This is a genomic window from Streptomyces sp. NPDC087440, from assembly GCF_044744005.1.
In the GTDB taxonomy this organism is placed as follows: domain Bacteria; phylum Actinomycetota; class Actinomycetes; order Streptomycetales; family Streptomycetaceae; genus Streptomyces.
In genome coordinates this window covers 562617-587311 of record NZ_JBIUXN010000002.1, presented here as the reverse complement: position 1 = coordinate 587311, position 24695 = coordinate 562617, and the positions used below count along the sequence as shown (strand labels likewise).

The 24695-nt window shown below is 69.8% G+C and carries 22 protein-coding genes and 1 tRNA gene; 9 read left to right on the top strand and 14 right to left on the bottom strand.

Features of this window, described 5'->3' with window-relative positions; genetic code table 11:
- Nucleotides 1–106: 106 nt before the first annotated feature.
- From ACIO3O_RS07495 to ACIO3O_RS07480, 4 genes are all read right to left on the bottom strand, one after another.
- A complete protein-coding gene (locus ACIO3O_RS07495) occupies nucleotides 107–628 on the bottom strand; it encodes a hypothetical protein (protein ID WP_401743067.1) in 522 nt (173 codons plus the stop codon).
- A 122-nt stretch (nucleotides 629–750) separates the two neighbouring features.
- On the bottom strand, nucleotides 751–1917 hold the full coding sequence (locus ACIO3O_RS07490; protein WP_401743065.1) for a rhodanese-like domain-containing protein: 1167 nt from the start codon (nucleotides 1915–1917) through the stop codon (nucleotides 751–753).
- Nucleotides 1914–2375: a cytidine deaminase family protein gene (locus ACIO3O_RS07485; protein ID WP_401743062.1), complete on the bottom strand. Its 462-nt coding sequence runs from the start codon at nucleotides 2373–2375 to the stop codon at nucleotides 1914–1916. The genes ACIO3O_RS07490 and ACIO3O_RS07485 overlap by 4 nt, the downstream gene beginning before the upstream one ends.
- Nucleotides 2376–3038: 663 nt before the next feature.
- A complete protein-coding gene (locus tag ACIO3O_RS07480) occupies nucleotides 3039–4571 on the bottom strand; it encodes an ATP-dependent DNA ligase (protein ID WP_401743060.1) in 1533 nt (510 codons plus the stop codon).
- A 430-nt stretch (nucleotides 4572–5001) separates the two neighbouring features.
- On the opposite strand from ACIO3O_RS07480, the gene ACIO3O_RS07475 reads away from it, so the two are divergent.
- The gene (locus ACIO3O_RS07475; protein WP_401743057.1) at nucleotides 5002–5529 is read left to right on the top strand and encodes a hypothetical protein; all 528 of its coding nucleotides are present in this window, start codon (nucleotides 5002–5004) and stop codon (nucleotides 5527–5529) included.
- An 870-nt stretch (nucleotides 5530–6399) separates the two neighbouring features.
- Here the strand turns inward: ACIO3O_RS07475 and ACIO3O_RS07470 are convergent.
- On the bottom strand, nucleotides 6400–6588 hold the full coding sequence (locus ACIO3O_RS07470; protein WP_401743439.1) for an HGGxSTG domain-containing protein: 189 nt from the start codon (nucleotides 6586–6588) through the stop codon (nucleotides 6400–6402).
- Between the two features lie 105 nt (nucleotides 6589–6693).
- Nucleotides 6694–7497 (bottom strand): alpha/beta fold hydrolase, encoded by an 804-nt coding sequence (locus tag ACIO3O_RS07465; protein ID WP_401743054.1) that lies wholly within the window; start codon nucleotides 7495–7497, stop codon nucleotides 6694–6696.
- 148 nt (nucleotides 7498–7645) lie between these two features.
- Here ACIO3O_RS07465 and ACIO3O_RS07460 point away from each other — a divergent pair, with 148 nt between their 5' ends.
- On the top strand, nucleotides 7646–8524 hold the full coding sequence (locus ACIO3O_RS07460) for a helix-turn-helix transcriptional regulator (RefSeq protein WP_401743051.1): 879 nt from the start codon (nucleotides 7646–7648) through the stop codon (nucleotides 8522–8524).
- 308 nt (nucleotides 8525–8832) lie between these two features.
- Here the strand turns inward: ACIO3O_RS07460 and ACIO3O_RS07455 are convergent, their stop codons facing one another.
- From ACIO3O_RS07455 to ACIO3O_RS07445, 3 genes are all read right to left on the bottom strand, one after another.
- Nucleotides 8833–9003, bottom strand: coding sequence for an HGGxSTG domain-containing protein (locus ACIO3O_RS07455; RefSeq protein ID WP_311772308.1), 171 nt, complete (start codon nucleotides 9001–9003; stop codon nucleotides 8833–8835).
- A 145-nt stretch (nucleotides 9004–9148) separates the two neighbouring features.
- Complete coding sequence (locus tag ACIO3O_RS07450) at nucleotides 9149–9550, bottom strand: DNA-binding protein (RefSeq protein WP_401743048.1); 402 nt, start codon at nucleotides 9548–9550, stop codon at nucleotides 9149–9151.
- Complete coding sequence (locus ACIO3O_RS07445) at nucleotides 9547–9795, bottom strand: hypothetical protein (protein WP_401743046.1); 249 nt, start codon at nucleotides 9793–9795, stop codon at nucleotides 9547–9549. The genes ACIO3O_RS07450 and ACIO3O_RS07445 overlap by 4 nt, the downstream gene beginning before the upstream one ends.
- Nucleotides 9796–10665: 870 nt before the next feature.
- Here ACIO3O_RS07445 and ACIO3O_RS07440 point away from each other — a divergent pair.
- From ACIO3O_RS07440 to ACIO3O_RS07430, 3 genes are all read left to right on the top strand, one after another.
- On the top strand, nucleotides 10666–12540 hold the full coding sequence (locus ACIO3O_RS07440) for an N-6 DNA methylase (protein WP_401743043.1): 1875 nt from the start codon (nucleotides 10666–10668) through the stop codon (nucleotides 12538–12540).
- A 56-nt stretch (nucleotides 12541–12596) separates the two neighbouring features.
- Nucleotides 12597–12818, top strand: a complete 222-nt coding sequence (locus tag ACIO3O_RS07435; protein ID WP_401743040.1) for a hypothetical protein — start codon at nucleotides 12597–12599, stop codon at nucleotides 12816–12818.
- A gap of 233 nt (nucleotides 12819–13051) precedes the next feature.
- Entirely contained in the window at nucleotides 13052–14575 is a 1524-nt protein-coding gene (locus tag ACIO3O_RS07430) for an ATP-binding protein (protein WP_401743038.1), read from the top strand.
- Nucleotides 14576–14662: 87 nt separating this feature from the next.
- On the opposite strand, the gene ACIO3O_RS07425 is transcribed toward ACIO3O_RS07430, so the two are convergent.
- Nucleotides 14663–14736, bottom strand: a tRNA-Gly gene (locus tag ACIO3O_RS07425).
- A gap of 408 nt (nucleotides 14737–15144) precedes the next feature.
- On the opposite strand from ACIO3O_RS07425, the gene dcd reads away from it, so the two are divergent.
- Together dcd and ACIO3O_RS07415 are read left to right on the top strand one after the other, a co-directional pair.
- Entirely contained in the window at nucleotides 15145–15720 is a 576-nt protein-coding gene (dcd, locus tag ACIO3O_RS07420) for a dCTP deaminase (RefSeq protein ID WP_189822350.1), read from the top strand.
- Between the two features lie 8 nt (nucleotides 15721–15728).
- On the top strand, nucleotides 15729–16226 hold the full coding sequence (locus ACIO3O_RS07415) for a phosphoribosyltransferase (protein ID WP_401743036.1): 498 nt from the start codon (nucleotides 15729–15731) through the stop codon (nucleotides 16224–16226).
- A 98-nt stretch (nucleotides 16227–16324) separates the two neighbouring features.
- On the opposite strand, the gene ACIO3O_RS07410 is transcribed toward ACIO3O_RS07415, so the two are convergent.
- On the bottom strand, nucleotides 16325–17305 hold the full coding sequence (locus tag ACIO3O_RS07410; RefSeq protein ID WP_401743033.1) for a Yip1 family protein: 981 nt from the start codon (nucleotides 17303–17305) through the stop codon (nucleotides 16325–16327).
- A gap of 332 nt (nucleotides 17306–17637) precedes the next feature.
- Here ACIO3O_RS07410 and ACIO3O_RS07405 point away from each other — a divergent pair, with 332 nt between their 5' ends.
- Entirely contained in the window at nucleotides 17638–18486 is an 849-nt protein-coding gene (locus tag ACIO3O_RS07405; protein ID WP_401743031.1) for a hypothetical protein, read from the top strand.
- Here ACIO3O_RS07405 and ACIO3O_RS07400 read toward each other — a convergent pair.
- The gene (locus ACIO3O_RS07400; RefSeq protein WP_401743028.1) at nucleotides 18474–19745 is read right to left on the bottom strand and encodes a hypothetical protein; all 1272 of its coding nucleotides are present in this window, start codon (nucleotides 19743–19745) and stop codon (nucleotides 18474–18476) included. The two genes, ACIO3O_RS07405 and ACIO3O_RS07400, sit on opposite strands and share 13 nt — an antisense overlap.
- A gap of 71 nt (nucleotides 19746–19816) precedes the next feature.
- A complete protein-coding gene (locus tag ACIO3O_RS07395; RefSeq protein WP_401743027.1) occupies nucleotides 19817–22099 on the bottom strand; it encodes a (Fe-S)-binding protein in 2283 nt (760 codons plus the stop codon).
- Nucleotides 22100–22404: 305 nt separating this feature from the next.
- On the opposite strand from ACIO3O_RS07395, the gene ACIO3O_RS07390 reads away from it, so the two are divergent.
- Complete coding sequence (locus tag ACIO3O_RS07390; protein WP_401743024.1) at nucleotides 22405–23304, top strand: class I SAM-dependent methyltransferase; 900 nt, start codon at nucleotides 22405–22407, stop codon at nucleotides 23302–23304.
- 21 nt (nucleotides 23305–23325) lie between these two features.
- Here ACIO3O_RS07390 and ACIO3O_RS07385 read toward each other — a convergent pair whose 3' ends face one another.
- Nucleotides 23326–24561 carry a nucleotide sugar dehydrogenase gene (locus ACIO3O_RS07385; RefSeq protein ID WP_401743021.1) on the bottom strand — a complete coding sequence of 412 codons (1236 nt, stop codon included), beginning with the start codon at nucleotides 24559–24561 and terminating at the stop codon, nucleotides 23326–23328.
- Nucleotides 24562–24695 lie beyond the last annotated feature (134 nt).

Genomic DNA, 24695 nt, shown 5'->3' with positions numbered 1-24695 from the left:
GGCCCGAGCGGGCGCCCCGGCTGGGGGCTTGGGTGGGTGCTCGGGCGGGGGCCTGGGTGCGGGCTCGGGCGGGGGCTCGCTCACCCCGGTCGCAGGCCCCGGGCCGTCACTCCAGCCCCGACACCCGGAACACCGCCCGTGCCGTCTCCCCGTCGACCCGTTCGCCGAGCCGCCGCACCTCCGCCGTCCCGCACCGCAGCGTCTGCGCCCGGGAGGCCCGGACGCCCTCGTCCACCAGGTGCCACAGCTGCGGGTTCGCGACCAGGACCCTCGGGTCCAGTTCTACCCGGCCGCCCTCCGTGTCCCGCAGCACCACCCGGCCCGCGACTCCTTCCGCCCAGCGCACGGCGACCAGACGGTCCGTCCGTACGACACGTTCGCCCAGCACACCGCGTACGGACACCCACCCGGCCCCCGCCGTCACCCGCACCGGCACCAGGATCACCAGCAGCAACAGCGCCAGCCCGACCCACACCGCCGTCCGCGCCCAACTCGACGTCTCCGCGCCCGCGTCGACCACCAGCAGCATCGCCAGGAACGCCCCTGCGCACCGCAGGGCGTGCCGCACCGCATCGGCCCATTCCGCGTCGTGAGCGGTCTCGCCGAGAGGTCCTCCATCGGGTCCCATAAGGGGAGGTTAAGCAGGAAACCCGCACCGCTCGACGGGAGTTGACGCTTCACTGACGAATACCGCCAACTCCTGCCCGTACCTTGATGCGGGCTTGACGCAAGCCGACCACGTGGGCCTCTCTAGGCCTCCTCCACCACGACCGGCGTCCCGGCCCCCTCCAGTCCCCACTCGCTCCACGAGCCGTCGTACACCGACACCCGCTCCCCGTACCCGGCAAGCTCCGCCCCCAGCGCCAGCACGCACGCGGTCACGCCCGACCCGCAGCTCACCACCAGCCGCCGCGCGTCGGGGGCGAGCGCGTCGAACCGCTCCCGCAGCCGCCCGGCCGGAAGCATCCGCCCCTCCCCGTCCTGAAGCTCGCCGAACGGGAGGTTCACCGCACCCGGCATGTGCCCGCCGCGCAGCCCGGGCCGGGGCTCCGGCTCCGTACCCGCGAACCGCCCGCGCGAGCGTGCGTCGAGGACCCGGACGCCGGGCGCGCCCAGTGCCTCCCGCACTTCTTCGCGTCCGACGAAGGCTCCGGGGGAGAGGCGTGCGGTGAAGTCGCGTGTGCGGGGCGGGGGTTCGGCAGGGGAGTGGGTCCGGGGGGTGGCGGAGGGGGCGGTCCGGGCGGCGGCGGGGGAGTGGGTCCGGGGGGCGGTGGGGGAGCTGGTCCCGGGTTCGGAGGGTCCGGTCCGGTGGGCGGCGGAGGGGGCGGTCCGGGGGTCGGCGGGGGAGCCGGTCCCGGGTTCGGTGGGGGAGTCGACCACCGGGCCGCCCGCCGCCAGCCACGCGGGCAGGCCGCCGTCCAGCACCGCCACCCGCTCGAAGCCCGCCGCGCGCAGCATCCACCAGGCGCGGGCGCTGGAGTAGATCCCGGCGGCGTCGTACACGACCACCTGATCCGTGCCCCGCACTCCCAACCTCCGTACCCGCTCAGTGAATTGCTCCTCACCCAGCATGGTGTGCGGCGCGGCGGCACCCTCGTCCGACATCTCCCCGTCGATGTCGAAGATCCGCGCACCGGGAATCCAGGGTCCCTTGTGCCGGTGCGCCCCGACGGAGGCATCCAGCACGACGAGCCGCTCACCGGGCTGGGTTCCCTCAGTGGGCCGGGGTCGCTCACCGGGCTGGGTTCCCTCACCGGGCTGGGTTCGCTCACCGGGCTGGGGCCCCTCACCGCGCCGGAGCCCCTCACCGGGCCGAGGTCCCTGGCCGGTGCGGGCCCCCTCGCCGGGCAGGGCCCTCGCACCCCCCGCCGCCACCCGCTCCAGCAGCCACTCGGCCCCCACCAGCGCACCGTTCACTTCTGCCCCTCCTCCTGGCCCACCGGAGCCATCCCCTCGTCGGGCGTCCACCGCGCCCCGTACGGCATCAAGTCCTCGATGACCACGCTGCGTACGCCCTCGGCGGTGGGCAGCAGCACCCGGATGCCGGGGTGGTAGTCGAGCAGCACCTGCCGGTCCCGGCCGCACGGCCCGACCGGCCCGCGCCCGCCGTCCCCGACCGCGACGATCGTCGTCAGCCCCCGCGCCCCGGACGCCCGCGCATGCCCGAGCGCGACGAGCTCGGCGCAGGGCCCGCCGGTGAAGTGGTAGAGGTTGATCCCGCCGTACATCCGCCCGTCGACGCCGCGCACGGCGGCGCCCATGGTGTGCACCCCCTGCTCGCCGTCGCCCTGCGTATCCACGATCCGCCGCGCGTACGCGACGAGCTCGACCTCGTCGTCGGTCAGCTCTCGTGCCGATCCCGCCCTGTAGTCCATGATCCGCATGCTACGAAGCCCACGCATCCTTCCGCTGCGACAAAGACCCCGCCACCCCTCTTGGCCCGCCCTCTTGCCGCTCCAGCCCCCTGGGCTCCGCTCTCTTGCAGCCCCTCTGGGCTGCGCCGTTTGCCGCCCCTCCCCCCTGGGCTCCGCCCGCTCCTGCATGTCCGTCCCCTTGGGCTCCGCCCGCTCCTGCATGTCCGTCCCCTTGGGCTCCGCCCGCTCCTGCATGTCCGTCCCCTTGGGCTCCGCCCGCTCCTGCATGTTTGTCCCCTTGGGCTCCGCCCCTCCCGCACCCCCGCGCCCTTGGTCGCCGCCCCTCCCGCACCCCCGCCCCCCTGGTCGCCGCCCCTCCCGCACCCCCGCCCCCTTGGGCACCGCCCCTATTCCTGTAGCCCCTTTGGGAGCCAGGGCCGCCCTCCCCCTCCTCCTCCTCCCCCTAGCCCCCTTGGGCGCCGGAGCCGCCCTCCCCGCTCCCCCCTAGCCCCCGCGGCGGGGCCCCCTGGGGGGCGGGACGGGCGGGCAAGGGGGCGGCCCCTCCCGCTCCCGGCCCACCCGGGTACCGCCCCTGGCCCAGCCCCGACACCGGCTGCCCACCAGACCCCCACCGGCCAGCAGCCCCGCCCCGGCCGCACCCGCACCCACCCGGCACCCTCACCCTCACCCCACCAACAACCCCCTCACCACCCCCACCCCATCAACCTCCCCCACCCCCTTGTCCTCCCGATACCGCACCACCCTCGCAAACCTCAACGTCACCCCCGCCGGATACCGCGTCGACCTCTGCACCCCGTCGAACGCGATCTCCACCACCAGCTCCGGCCGCACCCGCACCCCCCACCCCTCCTCGGCCACCGCCAGCTCCTTCAGCCGGGCCGTCTGCCACGCCAGCACCTCGTCCGTCAGCCCCTTGAACGTCTTCCCGAGCATCACGAACGACCCGTCCTCGCCCCGCGCCCCCAAGTGCAGATTCGACAGCCACCCCGTCCGCCGCCCACTGCCCCACTCGGCCCCCAACACCACCAGATCCAGCGTGTGTACGGGCTTCACCTTCACCCACGAGGCCCCGCGCCGCCCCGCCCGGTACCCCGCGTCGAGCCCCTTCACGACGACCCCCTCGTGCCCCCGCGCCAGCACCTCCCGCTGAAACTCCTCCGCCGCGCCCAGCTCCCCGACCCCCACCGGCGCCACCCTCCGCACTCTCAACTCCCCATCCCCCACAACCCGTTCAAGCACCTCACGACGCTCCGCGTCCGGCACATCCAGCAGCTCGCGCCCCTCCCCGTACAGCACGTCGAAGAACACCGGCGTGAGCGGCACCCCCACCGGCACCCCGTCCGCCCCGACCGCGCTCCCCACCCGCCCCGACGTCTCCTGGAACGGCCGAGGCCGCCCGTCCGCCCCGACCGCCAGCAACTCCCCGTCCAGCACCAAGTCCCCACCACCCAGCCCCCGTACGGCCTCCACCACCTCCGGAACCCGCCCCGTCATCTCCACGAGCGTCCGGCTGAACACCCGCACCTCGTCCCCACGCCTGTGCACCTGGATCCGCACCCCGTCGAGCTTCTCCTCCACGGCACAGACCCCCACCCGCCCCACCGCCTCCGCGAGCGTCTTCGCGCTCTGCGCCAGCATGGGCAGCACCGGCCGCCCCACCTCCAGCCGGAACGCACCCAACGCCTCCGCCCCGCCCGCCGCGAGCGCCCGCGCCACCTCCCCGAGCGACCCCCCGAGCATGAGCGCCTGCCGCACCCCCTCCACCGGAGCCCCGTACGCAGCCGCCAACGCCTCCACCGCCACGGCGTCCAGCGCCCCCTGCCGCACCTCCCCCCGGATCAGCGGCACCAGAAACTCCCGCTCCTCCTCCGTCGCCGCCCCCAGCAACGCGTCCACCAACCGCTTCCGCTCCGCCCGCGCCCCCTTCCCCCCGACCCCCGCGATCTCCTCAAGCGCCGCATCCACCTCCCCCACCTCCAACGACGCCACCTCCGCCGGCCCCGCAGCCTCCTTGAGCACCCCCCACCCGACCCCGACCCGCCGCTGCGGCAACCGCCCCGACAGATACGTCACCACCAGCGCCACCTCACCCGCCCCCGCCACCCGGAACACCTCCGCCAGCAGCGCCACCTTCTCCGTACGCCCCGAAGCGGCCCCCACCCGCCGCGACGCCCTCGCCAGCTCTTCGAACCTCACCCGCACTCCCTCCACCACCGGACCACCACCGGCCCTCCCCCGATCGTCCCCGCCCCACCCCCGTCCCGCACGGCGCAGGGGTCCGCCCGGGGCATGCCGACCGGAGCCCCTGCCCAAGGGCCCTCATGCCGACGAAACGACACCCGCAAACGCCGCGCCACCCCGCCGCAACGGCCCACCCACTTCCACGGGCGCGGCGTACGTATCGATCCCCAGCGCAGTGATGCCCCGGCACATCCCAAATGACGTACAGGCGCAGCGAGTTGCCCCGTAGCCACGAAAGAGACCAACCGATAGGGTCCGTCATCGCGGGATCTTCACGCGGTAGGTGCACCCCCCTCCGCAGGCCCGTCCTCCACACCTTCCTGCGGGCAGCCCGGGCGGTCCTGGCGCTCTCGGTAGCCCCGGTCAGTCCCCCATCGGAGTCCTCATGCCCATACGCCCGGTCGCCGTGCCCGGAATCGGGGTGGCGATGCTGCTCGTCTCCCTGGCTGTTTCCGGCTGTTCCGGAGGGACCGCCCAGGCGGCGCCCGGCAAGTCGGCGCCGCCGAGCGCGGGAGAAGTCGCCTACTACCGGTGCCTGGAGAAGCGCGGCGTACTCCTGGAGAAGCGTGACGACGGCCAACTCCGCGTGGACAAGGACGCGTTCGACGAGAAGGTTCACACCTCCGCCGAAGCGAAATGCGCGAACCTGCTCCCGGCCGACGACGCCGCTCCGCCGGCGCAGGTACCGGCCGACTTCGCCGCCAAGCTCACAAGGTTCAGCGCCTGTGCCCGCGCGCACGGCTATCCCGCGTACCCGGACCCGAACCCGACGACGGGCGAGTACGACCTGACCGCCGCCGAGAAGCAGACGTACAGCAGCGCCGAGTTCAAGCGCGCGATGACCGAACAGTGCTCAGAAGCCGCCGACAGCCCCACCACCGTCGTCGGCGCCGAGGCCCCGAACGGACTCTGACCCGGAGCGGTGCACGCCCGCAGGCCCCTGCCGCTTACGGCGACGGGGGCTGTTCGTCATCACCCCGCGTGCTCCGTGTGCGACGCGTGAGGGGGACAGCCCGCTCGACGGCGGCGGACTCCATGCCGCCAGGCGGCCCTGCGCGGGCCGACCCGACCCGCCCCCCTCTGTGTCCCCTTCCTCGTCCACGCTTCGTTTGCCCAGGACAAGCAGGGGTTGCGGGGCTAACCACGCGCCGCCCTACCTTCACGGCACTTCATCAGACACCCGCTCGACGCGGGATGCGGCCAAGCCGTCATACGTAAGGAAGTGTCATGCATACGTCAACATTGCGGGCTCGCCTCACCACACGGAAGCGCTCGGGCAAGAGGAGCATCAAGGATTTCCGGTCGGCCTGCCCGCGCCTCCTCAGGAAGGCTCTGCGCATCCTTCTTGAGGGGGTCGTCCGCGTCGTACTCCGAGAGCTGCTGATCTGGCTTCTCTCCTCGCTGTGACGCCGCGGGTGATGCGCAAGAGCCCCCGTGCCCGGATGCGGACGTCACGAGCCGCCTGAGACGGTCCAACAACAACAAAGCCCCGGGCCGCTGGCCCGGGGCTTTTGTAGGTACTGCCTTGAGCGGGTGACGAGAGTCGAACTCGCGCTCTGAGCTTGGGAATCACCCTGGACTTCGACCAGTGAGTGGCCTCTGAGCTGGGGTGATGGCCTCCTGGTGTCGTTCGCGTACAGCTCTGGCGAAGCACCTGGTGACCGCTGCTTACCGCCCCTACTGGCACGTTGTGGCACGACCGCCGGGGACGATGTGAGCATCGACCTCTCGGGGTGAGCCTGGCTCCGCTCCGGCCCGGCAGCCGCCGCCCTCTGCGTCGGCGCTAACGCTTCTTCCGTATCCCACGTATCCCACGTATCCCGCGCTTCTTCGCCTGCGCCTCCTTCTCCTTGCGCTGGGCCACCCCGTATGCCGACCAAGCACCCTGATGTACGCGGCAACGGGAAGTGCCCGTCACGACTTTCCGCTGACAACGACCGCCGGTCTTGGTGCGCGCACCGCACTTCGCCATGCCGACCCCCGGACGCGGGTGCCGCACGGTGTCGACACCCATGTCGTGGAACACCCGCAGCATCGCGAGGACCTCTCGGTCCTGCGCGATCGGTACGGTCTCCGCTCACCTGCCGGTCGTCACGGGAACGTTGACGAAGTCGGTCACGAGCTTGATGAACGCGTCCTCCTGCTCGAAGAGCATGACGTGGCCCGCGTCGATCTCGGCGTAGGAGCTGTTCCGGATCGCGGCGTGGAGCGCGCGGCTGTGCTCGACGGGGACGGTGAGGTCCTGGGTGCCTCCGACGACGAGGGTCGGGGCGTCGATACGGGGCAGCAGGGACCGGATGTCCACCCGGAGGTCGTACGCGATGTGGCGCAGGGTGCCGGAGGTGGGCGGCATGTTGGGGATGAGGGCCTCGAACTGCGCGCGGCCGATGGCGTTGAGGAAGCCGCGGCTGAAGCCGGTCATCGCCACCGCGCGGCCGAAGGAGGCGGGGTCGGAGGTGCCGAGGTCCTGCCAGAGAGTGAAGAGGCTGCGCAGGTACTCGTCGCTGTCGGTGTGGGCCCACCCGGCGACGAGGACCAGCCGCCGGACCAGGTCCGGCCGCAGGGCGGCGACCGTCGCGGCGACGGTGGAGCCCATCGAGAAGCCGAGCAGGTCGACCGGCCCGTCCACCGCGTCCTCGATGACGGCGATGACCTGGGCGGCGAGCCCTTCCGCGGTCAGCGGGGCGCCGTCGTCCACGGTGGCCTCGGTGCCGGAGAGGTCAGGGGCGATCACCGTGCGGTGCGCGGCGAACCGGGGCGCGGTGCTTCCCCAGTTGAGGGCGGCACCGGCCGAGCCGGTTCCGTGGACCAGGACGAGGGCGGGGCCCGAACCGGTCTTCTCGTAGTGGACCTGTGCGCCGTTGACGTTGACGATGGCCATGGAATGCTCCCTGTCGGTGAGTTGACCGGGGCATCCGTGCTCCGGCCGGACCAACAGTGCCGTCGCCCGACAGGGGCCGGGAGAGACCTCCTTACCCTGGGATCGGCAGTCCCTGGTTGGGCCCGCGGGCGTCCGGCAGGATGACGCCATGAAGATCGACCGCGAGGCACTCGCTGATTTCCTGCGTCGCTCCCGCGACCGGGTGAGCCCCCAGGACGCGGGCCTTCCGGCCGGGCCCCGTCGCCGTACCCCGGGGCTGCGCCGCGAGGAGGTCTCCCAGCTCGCGGGCATGTCCGCCGACTACTACACCCGCCTCGAACAGGCCCGCGGCCCGCAACCCTCGCCGGAAATGCTCGCAGCCCTGGCCCGCGCCCTTCGGTTGTCCGAAGACGAACGCGACCACCTCCACCTCCTCGCCGGCCGACGCCCGCCCGCTTCCCGTACCTCGGGCGACCACGTCAACCCGGGGCTGCTGCACCTGCTGGACCAGTTGCCGGCCACCCCGGTCCAGATACTCGGCGACCTGGGCGACGTACTGGCGCAGAACCCGATGGCCGAGGCCCTGCTGGGCGGGGTGTGCTCAGTGTCGGAGCACGGGCGCAACGTGGTCTGGCGCTGGTTCACGGACCCGGCCCAGCGCGTCGCGTACCCGCCGGAGGAGCACGCGTACTACAGCCGCCTGCACGTGGCGGACCTGCGGGCGGCCGTGGGCCGACGCGCCGGCGATCCGGCCGCGACCCGCCTCGTGGAGCGGCTGACAGCGGCCTCCGAGGAGTTCACCGCCCTGTGGGACCTGCACGAGGTCGCCGTACGCCGGGCAACCCGCATGCGTGTCCTGCACCCCCTGATCGGCCCGGTCGACCTGGACTGCCAGGTCCTGCTCGCCCCGGAGGGAGACCAGCGCGTGGTTCTCCATACACCCCCCGTCGGCAGCGACACCGCCGAACGCCTCGCCCTTCTCAAGATCGTGGGCACGGGCCAGTTCACGCCCTCCCCAGGTGGTGCAGAGGTGGGGCACGGTTCCTGATGCGGTCCGCACAACAAAGAACCCCCGGGCCGGTGGCCTGGGGGTTCGCAGTGGAGCGGGTGACGAGAATCGAACTCGCGCTCTGAGCTTGGGAATCACCCTGCACTTCGGGCCGTGAGTGGCTTTTGACCTGGGGCGATGGCCAGCTGAGGGTGATCTGAGGAGCTTAGGTGAAGCCCTTGGTGACCGCTGTTTACCGCTCCTACTGGCACGTTGTGGCACGACCGCCGGGGACGATGTGAGCATCGACCTCTCGGGGTGAGCCTGGCTCCGCTCCGGCCCGGCAGCCGCCGCCCTCTGCGTCGGCGCTAACGCTTCTTCCGTATCCCGCGTTTCTTCGCCTGCGCCTCCTTCTCCTTGCGCTGGGCCACGCCGTATGCCGACCAAGCCCCCTGATGTACGGGACAACGGGAAGTGCCGGTCACGACCTTCCGCTGGCAACGGCCGCCGGTCTTGGTGCGCGCACCACATTTCGCCACGCCGACCCCCTCGAACGAGTACCCTGCCACTGCTGCGGTGGTTGCGGAGATCGTCCTGCCCCTCGCCCCGGCTGTGAAGCCACGAATCGGCCGTATTCGGCCCGGCGGTGTCGGCGGAGGTACCCCCGTCGAGGTTTCCTCTGGTTCAGAGGTAGACCATGTGGACGCGACCACCACACAACTGCGTCATGTCGTCGGCGTCTGAGGTGAGAAGCGCGACCAGCCCCGGCTGCCGCAGGGCCACCTCCGCCACGGTCGCGTCGATGGCGTACTTGTGCCCGTGCAGCCCGCTCTGCTTCAGCAGCTCAGCAGCCGCCTTGGCAGCCTGCTCGGTGACCGCTTCCACCTTGACCCGCGACAGCGCCCAGTTCAGCCGAGGCATGTTCGTACGCGCATGGCTGACTTCCACGATCGTGTTCGTCCCCACGACCAGGTCCGCGCCCATGCCATGGAACACCCGCAGCATCGCAAGAACCTTCCGGTCCTGCGCGACCCAGGCCGACAACCCCTCGGAATCCAGGACGACGGTTTCGACGCGCTCCGTCATGCGGCACTCGACCGCTCATCGGCGTCGGCATTGCCGAAGATCTTCGAGTGAGCTTCAGCGAGCTCTTCCTCCGTGAAGCTGCCGTGCTCCTCCTCGTGGCGCCGCAGGTCATCACCGAGTAGCCGGTGCCGAATCTGGCGGGCCACCGCTTCCGCCACGTACCCGGAGACGTTGTCCGTGAGCTTGCGAAGCTCGGCCACCTGGTCGCTGGGCAAGGTGACGGTGATGCGCGTCGTGGAGGACATGCGTCAAGCATGCTGGAGTATGCATGGCGCCGTCGGCTGTTCGGTAGCTCGCCCCCTCCTTGGCGGAGGCTGCATCCGGGATGAGTAGCGCATCCGAGGCGGGCCATCGGATCTACCCGCCGCGGGAGGCCGTCCCGGCCGTCATTCGCAAGCTCATGGACATTTCGGTCCCGCCCGCCTGATATCCCAGCCGTGACGGTCTGAAGGTTTGTTGTTAACCCCTCTGAACGCATGGCTCTGCGTGAGGAGCGGTGATGAAAGCCTTGTTGAGCTGGCACTTCCCCTTCTCTGGGCCGCCGCACGTGGTCCTGCGGTGGGCGCGTGTGGAACCGCAGGACCACAACGTCGAACTGAGCACTGTGAATGCGCAGTTGGCAGACGAGCGTTCCACCTCGTACGTTCCTCGCATCGGAAGCTCAACCGACGCAACCGGCGGGAGCCATCATGGAGCTGGAGCACGGTGAACAGACCGGCTTTGTTACCCGTAAGGAGATCGCACAGCGCGCCGGCGTGAAGCGTCCGGCCGTATCGAACTGGGCCCGTCGGCACAGGGACTTCCCCGCTCCTCAGCGCTCTGGTGACACGGAACTCTTCCACGAGGCCGAGGTGACCCGATGGCTGGCGAACCGAGTGATCCCGTCACAGCAGTTGCGCGACGGGGAGCCGACAGGGTCCACCTACGCCGATCGTTTCTCTCGAACCGGAAGCAGCCGTAAGGGATTTGGGAGAGAAGCTTCAGAGGTACGCGAGCGGCGCACCACAGTTGCGGACGAGAAGGCCGTCGCGAAACTCATGGGACCCCTCGCGGACCAAGTGCGGGGCCCGGCGCCGACGGCGGACTACGTGCATCTCTGCCTCGCCGTGTTGTCCATGCGGCACACGGCGCCGGCGCAGTGGCGCGGCGTCGAGAAGGTGATGGCGGCGGGACACAGCACCCGGGACGTGCGGGGGCTGCTCCGCCACCTCGGCGGTCTGGCCCAGGAGGCGCTGCGTCGGAGTGGTGACCGCACCGACATGCGGAGCAGCTTGCTGCGACTGCAGCCGCGGAGTTGGGGCGACCTCACCACAGCTGTACGAACGGCTGCCGGGGCAGGCCCCGGCGCCTTTCCGCTCGTGCTGGAGTCGTTCAACAGCCGGGAAGGTCTCCAGAGCACGGAGTTCTGCAGTCCGACGGGGCTTGCCTCGCTGGCGGCGAAACTCGTACTGACGCCCGGACGGCAGGCCACGGTACTGGACACCTACATGCGGGGCGGAGAGATGCTGGCCGCCGCGCAAGAGCACATGGGCGATGCGTGCGGCCCCTTGTACGGCGAGACCCTCGACGGCCGTTTGCAGGCGGTTGCCAGCTTTCGGCTCCTGCATCTCGGCGTACAACCGGTGCTGACCAGCAGCCGGTCCGACAAGTGGCCACCCGACCGCACGCACCGGGTCGCGGACGTCGTGCTGTCGAACCCGCCGTTCAACATGAGCGACGCGGCTGGTCCTGGGCTGCGGACGAGGGGCGCCTGGCCCTACGGACAACCACCACGGGGCAACGACAACTTCGCCTGGCTTCAGTACGACCTCGACGCTCTCAAGCCTGGCGGCCGGGCGGTGGTGATCATGCCGGTGAAGGCGGGCAACTCGGTGCACTCCGCCGAGCAGGAGATCCGCCGTAACTTGGCCCGCACGGCGGTGGAGTGCGTCATTACACTCCCGTCGCACCTCTTCTCGGGGACCCCCGTGCCGGTTTCCCTGTGGGTGCTGCGGCGCACCGAGCGTCCGGAGAGGGAGGAGATCCTGTTCGTCGATGCTCAGGGCCTGGGGGTGAAGGCCGGACGTCGACGAGTGCTGAGGGACGCCGACACCGATGCGATTGTGGCCCTCGTCCGCCCGTGGCTGGAAGGCAAGGAACTCCCGGCTCAGGAATCCGGTCCCGCGCTCCCGGCGATCGCCGTCGCACGGGCGGACGTCGCCGACGAGGAGTCCTCACTGCGGCCTGCCGACCACCTCGGGGGCGGGAAGTACGGGGCTGCCCCCGAGGCTGCCCGACTGAACGAGGTCGGTGCTGAAGCCGTCCGGCAGAGGGACGTGCTGCTCTCGCTGGAGCAACGAGCCGCAGAGCAGGGGAGCGGCTACCGCCCGAGCGCGGGACCCGTCGGCTGGAAGGAAGCCCGCCTTGCGGACCTGTGCGAGATCCAGGCAGGTCCGTCCTACACCCGCCTTCCGGCACGGGCGCGCTCGGAGGACGGCGAGGTTCCTCTCGTCTTTCCCCAGGACCTGAGCGGCGGGAAGATCACGGGCGAACCCCGAATCCGGATCCCAAGGGACAAGGCCGAGCCGTTCGCCAAGTTCCGCCTGCTCCCGGACGACATCGTCTGCGTACGTACAGGAGCACAACAGCAACCCGCACTCGTTTCCGGCGAACAGTCCGGTTGGCTGCTCAGCTCCAACGTGACGCGTCTGCGGGTGCGCCAGGACGCCGCGATCGATCCGCTGTACCTCCATGCCTACCTCGGCCTCCAGTACGCACGGGAGTGGATGTCCCACCGCGCCGCAGCCACTGCCGCCCCCTCGCTCAGCTCTGCCGCCCTGGGGCACCTCCCGGTGCGCTTGCCTCCGATCGAGCAGCAGCGGCGGTGCGTCGAGCTTCTCGGCGATCTAGGCCGACGTGTCGAGGAGTGCGCCGCGTACGCGTCCTCCCTCGGTCAACTGCGCACCGAGCTCAGTGAGTATCTGCTGCACGGTCTGGTGGAGCCGCTGTGACCGGCCGCCCGATCGATCTCCCCTACTCGCCCATGACTTCCGGAAGGACCCATTCCATGACCGAGCCGACAGCCCGTGCCGGGCGTACGTGGAAGCTCTGGCTGGCACTGTTCGCCGCCTGCTCCATGGTGGTGGGACTCGTGGTGATGGTGATGTTGTTCCGAACAGGCGTCGGCACGACGACCGCCCTCCTCTCCGGAGGCGGGGCATTCGCGACCTCCCTCGGCCTCTGTTTCGCACTTCCCGCGACCATTCGCGAACTCAAGCGGCAGATCTGACCTGGCCTGGACTCCTGGGCACGGGCCGTGGCCCCTGCCGCATCTGCCCCCAGCACGGAACAACAAAGCCCCAAGCCACCGGCTTGGGGCTTTGTTGTTCCGTGCTGGCTGTGGCGAGTACCTGACGCACCACAGGGTCGCTGCACCGCGGGTGCGCGCGGAGTCCTCTCCAGGCGGGCGGACAATGCTGAGGAGTACACTCCATAGGAGTACGTTCCTAAGGAGTGTCTCTCGTGTCCAGTCCCAGGCACCCACCCAAGCCGGCACATGTCTTCGACCGGAGCGTCGAGTGGGACGCTCTCGCGGCGTTCGTGAGCAGACCCCTGCCGCACGCCATGCTCGGGATCGTCAGCGGCAGGCGGCGGATGGGCAAGACCTACCTGCTGCGCGCCCTGGTGGAGCAGCAGGGGGGCTTCTACTTTGGGGCCACGGCGGCGACGGAGACGGAATCCCTGCGCCAGTTCGCTGCGGCTCTTGCGGAGCACGTGGGGTCGCCGGTCCCCTTTGCCTTCGCCACCTGGGACGACGCGATCTCCTACCTGTTCGGGCTGGCCTCGCCGCGAAGTTCTCAGGCTCCACTGCTTGTGGTCATCGATGAATTTCCGTACTTGGCGAAGACCGCTCCGGAGCTTCCGTCGATAATCCAGCGGGAGGTCGACCGGTTCCAGGTTGAGCAGAGCCGGATGCGGCTTCTCCTGTGCGGTTCGGCGATGTCCGTCATGGGCGGACTGCTGGCGAGTACTGCGCCCTTGCGAGGGCGGGCTCAACTGGAGCTTGTCGTAAGGCCCTTCGGGTACCGGGCGGCGGCTGAATTCTGGGGGGTCGCTGAAGACCCCGCGCTCGCTGCCCGTCTTCACGCCGTGCTCGGCGGCACACCTGCGTACCGCCGGCAGTTCCTCGCGGACGACGTCCCCACCAGCCTGGAGGAGTTCGACGACTGGATCAGCCGTACGGTCCTCTCGCCCTTCAGTCCTCTCTTCCGTGAAGCCCGGTACTTGCTTGCCGAGGAAGCGGACATCCGGGACACAGCCTTGTACCACTCGGTCCTTGCCGCGGTGGCTCAGGGGAATTCCACCCGAGGAGGGATCGCGGGGTACATCGGCCGTAAGTCGGTGGACATCTCACACCCCCTCCATGTCCTGGAGGACAGCCACCTTCTCGCACGTGAAGCGGACGTCTTCCGAGCCGGGAAGTCCCAGTACAGAATCACCGAGCCACTGATCAACTTCTACGAGGCGGTGATGCGGCCCGCCTGGGCGCGGCTGGAAAGCGGACAGGCGCGAGAGGTGTGGGCGCAGTCCGCGGAACGCTTCGCGGCACAGGTTGCCGGCCCGCACTTCGAAACGGTGTGCCGCGAGTACATCCTCGGGCCGGGCCGGGCTCTGCTCCGCTCCTCCCTGGGGGAGGTGGGAGGCGGAGTGGTGACGGACCCCGTGGCACGGCGGCAGACGCAGATCGACGTAGCCGTGGTGGAACCCGGGTCCGGGGGCAGCAAACAATCGGTCCACCTATTGGGAGAGGCGAAATGGGGCACCGTCATGGGCCTGAGCCACCTGGAGAGGCTGGCCAGGGCCCGAGAAGTCCTCACCGCGCGAGGCGTGGACACCAGCCGCTGCCAGCTGGCCTGCTTCAGCGCAGCCGGCTTCAGCGATTCGCTGCGGCGTGAGGTGTCACGTGGAACACAAGGCGAGGACGGCGTACTGCTCATCGGCCTCGACGAGCTCTACGGCGGAGCGTTCCGCGCTCCGCTCCAATGAGCGAACGCCAGGAGCGGCGCGGGAAGCGGTTCCTGATCCGGTCCAGACAACAAAGAACCCCCGGGCCGCCGGCCTGGGGGTCTGTCGTGGAGCGGGTGACGAGAATCGAACTCGCGCTCTGAGCTTGGGAAGCTCATGTTCTACCATTAAACTACACCCGCGAAAACGGCCGTTGAGCTTCTGCCGCATCGTCGGACACTGTACCCCATGTCGGGATCGAGGTGTCCAGGGGTGGGTGCGCGGAGTGCGGAGTGCCGCTTGGTGGGGCGTCCTGTATATCCCCTAATGTGGCAGCTTCGTCCACGCGTGGTTTGGGGAAGGGACTAGATGGATCGCGATCGCACCGTCGTCCGCTGTGCCGAGGGGCACGTGTTCAGCACCTCTTCGTTCCCGATGCGGCAGCTCGGTGAAGGGCGGATCGGGCCCGGGAGGCTCGTGAGGTGTCCCCGGTGTGCGCGGCTCCGGCATGCCGTGCCGGTCGGCGGAGAGAAGTAGGAGAAGCGGCAGCGGGTGAGCGCGTGGGGTTGTCCGATTGGGGCGGGCCCGCGCGCTCTGCGTATCCTCGGTGGGTGCTTCTCTCAGACAAGGACATCCGGGCCGAGATCGACGCCGGACGCGTACGTATTGATCCGTTCGACGAATCCATGGTGCAGCCGTCGAGTGTCGACGTCCGGCTGGACCGCTACTTCCGGGTGTTCGAGAACCACCGGTATCCGCACATCGACCCTGCCGTCGAGCAGGCCGATCTGACGCGGCTGGTGGAGCCGGAGGGGGATGAGGCGTTCATCCTGCATCCGGGGGAGTTCGTGCTCGCTTCGACGTACGAGACGATCACTCTGCCCGACAACCTCGCATCGAGGCTGGAGGGAAAGAGCTCGCTCGGGCGGTTGGGGCTGGTGACGCATTCGACGGCCGGGTTTATCGACCCCGGTTTTTCCGGGCACGTGACGCTGGAGCTGTCGAATCTGGCGACGTTGCCCATCAAGTTGTGGCCGGGGATGAAGATCGGACAGCTGTGTCTGTTCCAGCTGAGCTCTTCGGCTGAATTTCCCTATGGGTCCGAGCGGTACGGGTCCCGTTATCAGGGGCAGCGCGGGCCGACGGCCTCGCGGTCCTTCCTCAATTTCCATCGGACGCAGGTGTGATAGCCGGTATGAGTGACGTACGAGAGAATCTGACCTACGAGGGCTTCGGGCACGCGGTGCGCGAGCTGGCGCAGACGATCGCCGATGACGGGTACGAGCCCGACATCGTGCTCAGCATCGCGCGCGGTGGTGTGTTCGTGGCGGGTGGGCTCGCGTACGCGCTCGACGTCAAGAACATCCACCTGGTGAATGTGGAGTTCTACACCGGGGTCGGGACGACTCTGGAAATGCCGGTCATGCTGGCGCCCGTTCCGAACGTCATTGATTTCAGCAATAAGAAGGTTCTTATTGCTGATGATGTCGCGGACACCGGGAAGACGCTGAAGCTGGTGCACGACTTCTGCCTGGAGCACGTGGCGGAAGTCCGCAGTGCCGTGATTTACGAGAAGTCGCACTCGCTGGTGAAGTGCGAGTACGTGTGGAAGCGGACCGACGAGTGGATCAACTTCCCGTGGTCCGTGGAGAAGCCCGTCGTGCGGCGCGACGGGCAGATTCTCGACGCGTAAGCAGGTAGGGGCACGTAGGAGTGGGTGGGAGTACGGGGGAGGGCCCGGGGCGAGTGCATCGCGCCGGGCCCTTCGTTGTATTCCGTGTGCCGTTCTGGCTACAGCGTGCCCAGCTTGATCAGGGCGAGCAGTGCGACCAGCTGGATCGCCGAGGCGCCCAGGGCCTTGGGCCAGGGGAGGTCGTGGGACTTGCTGATCATTGACGTGAACAGTGCGCCGGCCGCCAGCCAGGTCGCCCAGCCGATGATCTGCACCAGGCTGTTGTCTCCGCCCAGGAAGAGGGCGAGCAGCAGGCGCGGGGCGTCCGTGATCGACATGATCAGCAGGGAGAGGCCGACCGTCGGCTGCCAGGAGCCGTCGCCGCCGAGCTGGCGGGCGACCGTGTGCGTCACCGCGCCCAGGATCAGGCCGCAGAGCGTCATGGCGACCGCGGTGATCAGGACGTACGGGATGGCGCTCGCGAAGGTCGAGTTGATCGTGTCCTCGCGGGCCTGGTCGAAGCCGAAGACCGCGAGCATGCCGTAGACGAACGTGACGATCAGTGCGGGGGCCCACACCTGGTGGTCGCGCATCTGCCAGAACGTCGCGCCCGGGCGCAGCACGATGCCCGAGAGCAGCTGCTTCCAGTGCAGGCGCGGGCCGATCGGCGGGGCCGGGGTGTTGCCTGCCCGGTAGGTGTTGCCGTCGCCGTAGGGGTCCTCGTTGACGCTGAAGGCCTGGGTGTGGCCGGGGTTGTTGGCGGCGTACGGGTCGTGGGGGCCCGCTTGGTACGGGGCGGGGCCGCCCTGTGCGTACGGGTCGTAGGGGGCGTTGCCCCGGGGGTCGTAACTGCCCTGTGAGCCGTAGCCGCCCTGCGGGTCGCCGAAGTACTCCGGCTCGTCGGAGCCGCCGCCTCCGTATCCGCCGCTGCCCCGTGGGGCCCCGTGCCCGTAACCCGCGTTCTGCGGCCACTGCTGACCGCCGTACGGGGGGTGCGGCGGTGCCTGCTGTCCCCCGTACGGCTGCGCCTGCGGTTGCTGCCGCTGCGGTTCCTGCTGCGTGCGGTTGTCCCGGCCGCGTCCGATCCTGAATCCAGCCACGCGAACGAACGTACCCGCTCCGGATACGGCCGGGGACGGGCGGTGGCGGATCCGGGGGCCTTTGCCGCCGAGCTGTGACATCCCCTAGGGGAACCCCGGGGGGCCCGCAGGAGGGTGCGGAGCGTAGTCGGGCGGGCCGGATGCGGTGAGAGTTTGTTGAGGATTGGGGGTATTTACGTGGATGAGACGCGGTCTGGTGTCTTTCGTTACATTCCCGATGGGTGGTGCACATGTGATCCACGTAACTTCGTCGCTGTCGCTGAGAGACAAAAGGTCGCAAGGCCGACAAAGCAGACAGAGCGAAGACGAAGTATCTGAGGGAGATCAGTTCTATGAGCGCTACCCGACGCACTTTCCGTACCGCCGCAGTCGCCACCGGGGCCGTCGCGGCCCTCGCGTTCCCGGCTGCCGCTGCTTTCGCGGACGAGGCCCCGGCTCCGGCCGGTGACCAGACGGTGAGCACTCCGAAGCAGGACGCTCCCGCCCCGGCCGCGCCCGCCGCCGGTTCCGGTGACTCCGGTGACGAGAACGTCGTGAAGACGCCTGGCAGCGGCAATGCCGGTAACACCAGTAACACCGGTAAGGGTGACTCCGGTGACGAGAACGTCGTGAAGACGCCCGGCAAGGGTGACGGCAACGGTCAGACCGGTCAGACCGGCTCCGGCAACGGCAAGGGCGATACCGGTGACGAGAACGTCGTGAAGACGCCCGGCAAGGGTGACGGCAACGGCCAGACCGGTCAGACCGGCCAGACCAAGCCCACCACCAAGCCGACCACCAAGCCCACCACCGGCAAGGACTGTTACTGCCCCGAGGGCGGCGGCCACAAGCACAACCAGGGCAGCGGCAACTGCAAGGGCGGCCACAGCGGTCACGGCCACAACGGAAGCAACGGCAACCACGGCCACGGCAACGGGAGCGGTCACAAGCAGACCCACAGCACCACGCACACCCACGTCTACCAGCAGAAGGTCGTGACGACCCCCGGCAAGGCCACCACGGGCAGCGTGGTCGTCCCGCAGGGCACCGTGCCCAAGGGCGGCGTCAAGGCCGGTGCCGAGGGCGTGAACACCGGTTCCGCGAGCAACAGCACCCTGATAGCCGCCGGTGGCGGTCTGGCCGCCGTCGGTGCCGCGGGCCTCGGCTTCGCGATGGTGCGCCGCAACCGTCAGGAGGGCTGACCCCCGGCGGCCCCAGCAGGAGCAGCCCCGGCAGGAGCAGCGCCGGCAGGAGCAGCCTCAGCAGGAGCAGCGCCGGCAGTACGCGTTCCCGGGAGGGACCGGAGTGGAGGTGACCACTCCGGTCCCTCCTCGCGCGTCGTACGGGGACCGACGAACCGGCCCAGCCCCGGCAGCCCCACCACCACCGGCAGCCACATCAGCACCCACAGCCGGTCCAGCTCGTTCGCCCCCGGCAGCGCCGAGGCCGTCAGGAAGCCGACCGCCCCGGCCGCCGCCACCGTCACCGCCAGCCGCGCGTCCCCCCGCCGCCACAGCAGCCACCCCGCGAGCCCCAGCAGCACCACGAACGCCGTCTCGTCCCGCGCCCACTCCGCCCAGTACCGCACCGCCAGCATCGCGATCCGCGTCCCCGGGTTCGCCACGTCGGGCCGTGTGAAGTGTTCCGTGAGCAGGTCCTGCGCGGCCACCGCCGGTCCCGGCAGTCCCAGCAGCCACGACAGCCCCGCCAACCCGGCGACACCGGACGCGCCCGCCACCGCCAGGTGCCGGGCGGCCTTCCTCGTACGTACGAGATCCGGACGTACGAGATGAGTCCGCACCAGTAGCACCAGCCCCGCCACCCCCAGCCCCACCCCCACCATCAGCGCCGACGAGTACTTCACCCCCGCCAGCACCCCGAACCCCACCCCCAGCGGCACCCACGCCCCCGACGGTCGCCCCGACACCAGCCGGTACGCCCCCAGCGTGCAGGCCAGGACACAGGCCAGCACCGCGCCCTCCGTCAGCGGGCGCATCGACCAGTACCCCAGCGGCCCGAACAGCAGCAGCGCCTGCCCGCCCAGCACCGCCCGCGGCCCGTACCCCGCCTCCCGCAGCAGCAGCCCCACCAGCCACGCCGACACCACCGACAGCGCGAGCCCCGTCAGCCACATCCCCGGCAGCACGCCCAGGGCGAGGACCAGCGGGGCGGTCAGCAGGGGGTAGCCGGGCCGCGCCGCGAAGATCGACTCGTACCGTTCGCCGTACGGGCGCAGGCCCGCCGGGACGTCGGCGAGGCAGTCCGCGTACGGCTGGAGGTCCTGCGCCGAGCAGTACGCCCGCAGCGCCTCGGCGTGCGCCGCCCCCTCCGGCGTGCCCGTGAGGCGCAGGGCCGCGACGGCGTACCGGTAGGAGTCCCCGCTGAACACCCACTGGGGGAGCAGGGCGACGTGCATGACGGCGAAGACGAGAAACAGCAGCAACACAGGACGACGGCGCATGCACCCCGGCATAACAAGAGCGGCCGGTTCCGCCCCCGAGGCAGAACCGGCCGCTCATGCGTCCGTACGTATTACTTCACCGGCTCGGGCTCCGGCGCGTCCTCGGACTCCTCCGAGGCCGCCGGGTCGATCGGCGTCTTGACCGATTCGAGCAGGAGCTGCGCGACGTCGACGACCGTCACGGACTCCTTGGCCTTGCCGTCGTTCTTCTTGCCGTTGACCGAGTCGGTCAGCATGACCAGGCAGAACGGGCAGGCGGTCGAGACGATGTCCGGGTTCAGGGACAGTGCTTCGTCCACGCGCTCGTTGTTGATGCGCTTGCCGATCCGCTCCTCCATCCACATCCGCGCACCACCGGCGCCGCAGCAGAAGCCGCGCTCCTTGTGGCGGTGCATCTCCTGCTGGCGCAGGCCCGGGACGGCGGACATGATCTCGCGCGGCGGCGTGTAGACCTTGTTGTGACGGCCCAGGTAACAGGGGTCGTGGTACGTGATGAGGCCCTCGACCGGGGTCACCGGGATCAGCTTGCCCTCGTCGATGAGGAGCTGGAGCAGCTGCGTGTGGTGGACGACCTCGTAGTCGCCGCCGATCTGCGGATACTCGTTGCCGATCGTGTTCAGGCAGTGCGGGCAGGTGGCGACGATCTTCTTGGCGGCGCGGGGCTTCTTGGAGTCCTCCGTCACCTTGCCGTCGTCGTCGTACTCCTCGCCGAAGGCCATGTTGAGGGCCATGACGTTCTCCTGGCCGAGCTGCTGGAAGAGCGGCTCGTTGCCCAGGCGGCGGGCGGAGTCACCGGTGCACTTCTCGTCGCCGCCCATGATCGCGAACTTGACGCCCGCCATGTGGAGGAGTTCGGCGAAGGCCTTGGTGGTCTTCTTGGCGCGGTCTTCGAGGGAGCCCGCGCAGCCGACCCAGTACAGGTACTCGACCTCGGTGAGGTCCTCGATGTCCTTGCCGACGACCGGCACCTCGAAGTCGAGCTCCTTGAGCCACTCCAGGCGCTGCTTCTTTGCCAGGCCCCAGGGGTTGCCCTTCTTCTCCAGGTTCTTGAGCATCGTGCCCGCCTCGGACGGGAACGCGGACTCGATCATCACCTGGTAGCGGCGCATGTCGACGATGTGGTCGATGTGCTCGATGTCCACCGGGCACTGCTCGACGCAGGCGCCACAGGTGGTGCAGGACCACAGGACGTCGGGGTCGATGACGCCGTTCTCTTCGAGGGTGCCGATGAGGGGGCGCTCGGCCTCCGCGAGGGCCGCAGCCGGTACGTCGGCCAACTGCTCGGGAGTGGCCTTCTCGTTGCCCTCCATGTCCTTGCCGCCGCCCGCGAGCAGGTACGGCGCCTTGGCGTGCGCGTGATCGCGCAGGGACATGATCAGGAGCTTGGGCGAGAGCGGCTTGCCCGTGTTCCAGGCGGGACACTGCGACTGGCAGCGGCCGCACTCGGTGCAGGTGGAGAAGTCGAGGATGCCCTTCCAGCTGAACTGCTCGACCTGGCTGACACCGAAGACGGCGTCCTCCGCCGGGTCCTCCCAGTCGATCTCCTTGCCGCCGGTGGTCATCGGCAGCAGCGCGCCGAGCGCGACGTCGCCGTCGGCCCTGCGCTTGAAGTAGATGTTCGGGAAGGCCAGGAAGCGGTGCCAGGCGACACCCATGTCGGTCTTGAGCGCGACCGTGATCATCCAGATGAAGGAGGTGGCGATCTTCAGGCCCGCGAAGAAGTACGTGAGCTGCTGGAGCGTGGAGAGGTCCATGCCCCGGAACCAGGCGACGACCGGGTACGAGATGAAGAACGACGCCTCGTAGCTGTCCACGTGGTGCTGGGCGCCTTCGAGGGCGTGCAGCGTGAAGATGCAGATGCCGACGATCAGGATGACCGACTCGACGAAGTACGCCTGACCCGCGTTGGAGCCCGCGAAGCGGGACTTGCGGCCCGGCTTGTTCGCCTTGCTCAGCTGGCGGATCACGATCAGCACGGCGATGCCGACGATCGTCATCGTGCCGATGAACTCCACGAACATGTTGTACGGAGCCCACTCGCCGATGATCGGCAGCATCCAGTCGGCCTGGAAGAGCTGGCCGACGGCGTTGACGATCGTCAGCAGCAGCGAGAAGAAGCCCACCGCCACGAACCAGTGCGCGACGCCGACGACGCCCCACTTGTTCATGCGCGTGTGGCCGAGGAACTCCTTGACCACGGTGACCGCGCGCTGCCACGGGTAGTCGGTACGGGTGCCGGCGGGCACGGGCTGTCCGAGCCGTACGAAGCGATAGATCTGGAAGATCGCACGGCCGAACAGCGCGACGCCGACTGCCATGAGGACCAGCGACACGATGATCGCGGCGAGTTGCATTTGGGGGCTCCTCGGGCCTGCGAGGGTGGGTAACGGGGGTGCCCGGGGGCGGTCCCGGCCGGTGCCGGGTCCCAGGCATTACTAAGCGGTAACTTATCCAGTCGAGCTGAGATTACCCACTTATGCCGTCGCACAGTATCCAGACGACCGGTGATCTGTGTCGCTCAGGCGACCCTCAGTGAGAGAGGTCGCATCCGGGGGTGCATGCGAGGTCGCGCCCGAGGCCCGCCCCGGGCGTCCGTCCGGCCCCCGCGCGCGGCGCGTCCTGACGTACCGCACAGTGATCATGTGGCTACGTTGCGCGCATGATCTCCCTCAAGCGGCGTGCCGCCACCGCCGCCAACAGGCTGTTCTCGCGTCTCGGCGTCCTCGTCTCCCCGCGCCACTACTACTCCTCCGCCCCGGACCTCCGCGCCCTGGAGCAGTCCCGCGCCCAGTGGTGCGCCCCCTCCGAGCTGCCCGGCATCCGGGTCGACCTGGACGCGCAGATCGAGTGGCTGCGGCGGGCCTGTCTGCCGTACGCGACGGAGTACGAGGGCAACGCCCTCTACCGCAGGTCCGCCGCCTCCGGGCCCGGTTACGGCTACGTCGAGGCCCAGGCCCTGCACGGAATCCTGCGTTCCGTGAAGCCCCGCCGGTACCTGGAGGTGGGCAGCGGCGTCTCGACGCGGATCGCGCTGCGGGCCCTGGAGCTGAACGCCGAGGAGGGCGAGGGCGGCGACGTCGTCTGCGTCGAGCCCTACCCCCGGCCCTGGCTGGCCGACGACCCGCGCGTCACCCTGCACCGCAGCCCGGTGCAGAGCGTCGACCTGGACGTCTTCACCTCGCTGGGTGCGGGCGACGTGCTCTTCATCGACTCCAGCCATGTCGTGGGACCGGGCGCGGACACCAACTTCCTGGTGCTGGAGGTGCTGCCGAGGCTCGCCGCCGGGGTGATCGTCCACATCCACGACATCTACCTCCCGTACGACTACCAGCGCGACCTCCTCGACTCCCCCTTCCACTGGGCGGAGACCTCCCTCGTGCGGGCCTTCCTCACCGGGAACGACCGGGTCGGCATCCTGGCCTGCCTGTCCCACCTGCACTACGACCGCACCGACGACCTGCGCAAGGTCTTCCCCGAGTACCGGCCGCAGTCCGACCGGGACGGCCTGGGCGCGGGCGGCGGTCACTTCCCGGCGTCGCTGTGGCTGCGTACGGCCTGAGTGGCCTGCGCGAGGCCCGACCTACAGGCGGTCCGCCGCCGCGCACCGGTTGCGCGCGTCGAAGAGGTAGGCGGCGTTCCGCTCGATCAGCGGGTAGTCGAAGGCGTCGTGGTCCGTGGCCAGGACCACCGCGTCGGCCGTCCGGACCTCCTCCCCGGTCAGCTCCACCAGCAGCACGTCCGGCGGCAGGTGGGCGGGGACCGCGTACGGTTCGACCGCGCGGACCCTGGCGCCCCGCCGGACCAGCAGTTCGGCGATCCGCAGCGCCGGGGACTCGCGCACGTCCCCGGTGTCCTTCTTGTACGCCAGCCCCAGCACCAGGACGGACGCCCCGCGCAGGTCCCGGCCGAGGCCCCGCTCCATGCGGCGGATCACGTACTCCGGCATCTGCTCGTTGATCTCGTTGGCCAGCGAGATGAACCGCACGTCGTGGTGGAGTTCCCGGCGCACCTGCCAGGAGAGGTACGAGGGGTCCACCGGCAGGCAGTGCCCGCCGACCCCCGGCCCCGGGTAGAAGGGCATGAAGCCGAACGGCTTGGTGGCGGCGGCCCCGACCGCCTCCCAGATGTCGATGCCGAGCGGGCCCGCGCACATCGCCAGCTCGTTGACCAGCGCGATGTTGACCTGCCGGAAGGTGTTCTCCAGCAGCTTGGTCAGCTCGGCGGTGCGCAGCGAGGTGACCGGGACGGTGCGGGTCGTGATGCGGTCGTAGAAGGCGCGGACGGCGTCGAGCGAGGCCGGGTCGATTCCGGCGACGACCTTGGGGGTGTTCTCCAGGTGCCAGGTCGGGTTGCCCGGGTCGATGCGCTCGGGGCTGTAACCGAGGTGGAAGTCGCGGCCCGCGCGCAGCCCGCTGCCCGCTTCGAGGATCGGGCCCAGCAGGTCCTCGGTGGTGCCGGGGTACGTCGTCGACTCCAGGACGACGGTCGCGCCGGGCCGCAGGTGCTCGGCCACCGCGCGTCCGGCGCTCTCCACGCAGGTCAGGTCGGGGACGCCGGCGCGCAGGGGGGTGGGGACGGCGATCACACAGAGGTCGTACGGGGTGTCGCAGACGGTGGAGACGTGCAGGCGGCCCGTGTCGAGGGCGGCCAGCAGACGGGCGGAGGGGATGTCCTCCACGTGACTGTCGCCCGCGTCCAGACGTTTGGCCCGCAGTTCGTCCGACTCGACTCCGAAGACGTGGAATCCGGCTTCGGCGGCCCGTACGGCGAGCGGGAGGCCGACGTACCCGAGTCCCATCACGCATACTTTCGTCATGAATGACAAATTAGCTGAGCGCCTGTCAAATGCCTTAAAACGGACGTGAGGTGCGGCGTGCCGGGCCGGGTCGGTCAGTGCTTCGTGGCACACCTTTCGGTGTTACCGACCGAAAAGGGGATAAAAGCCAATGG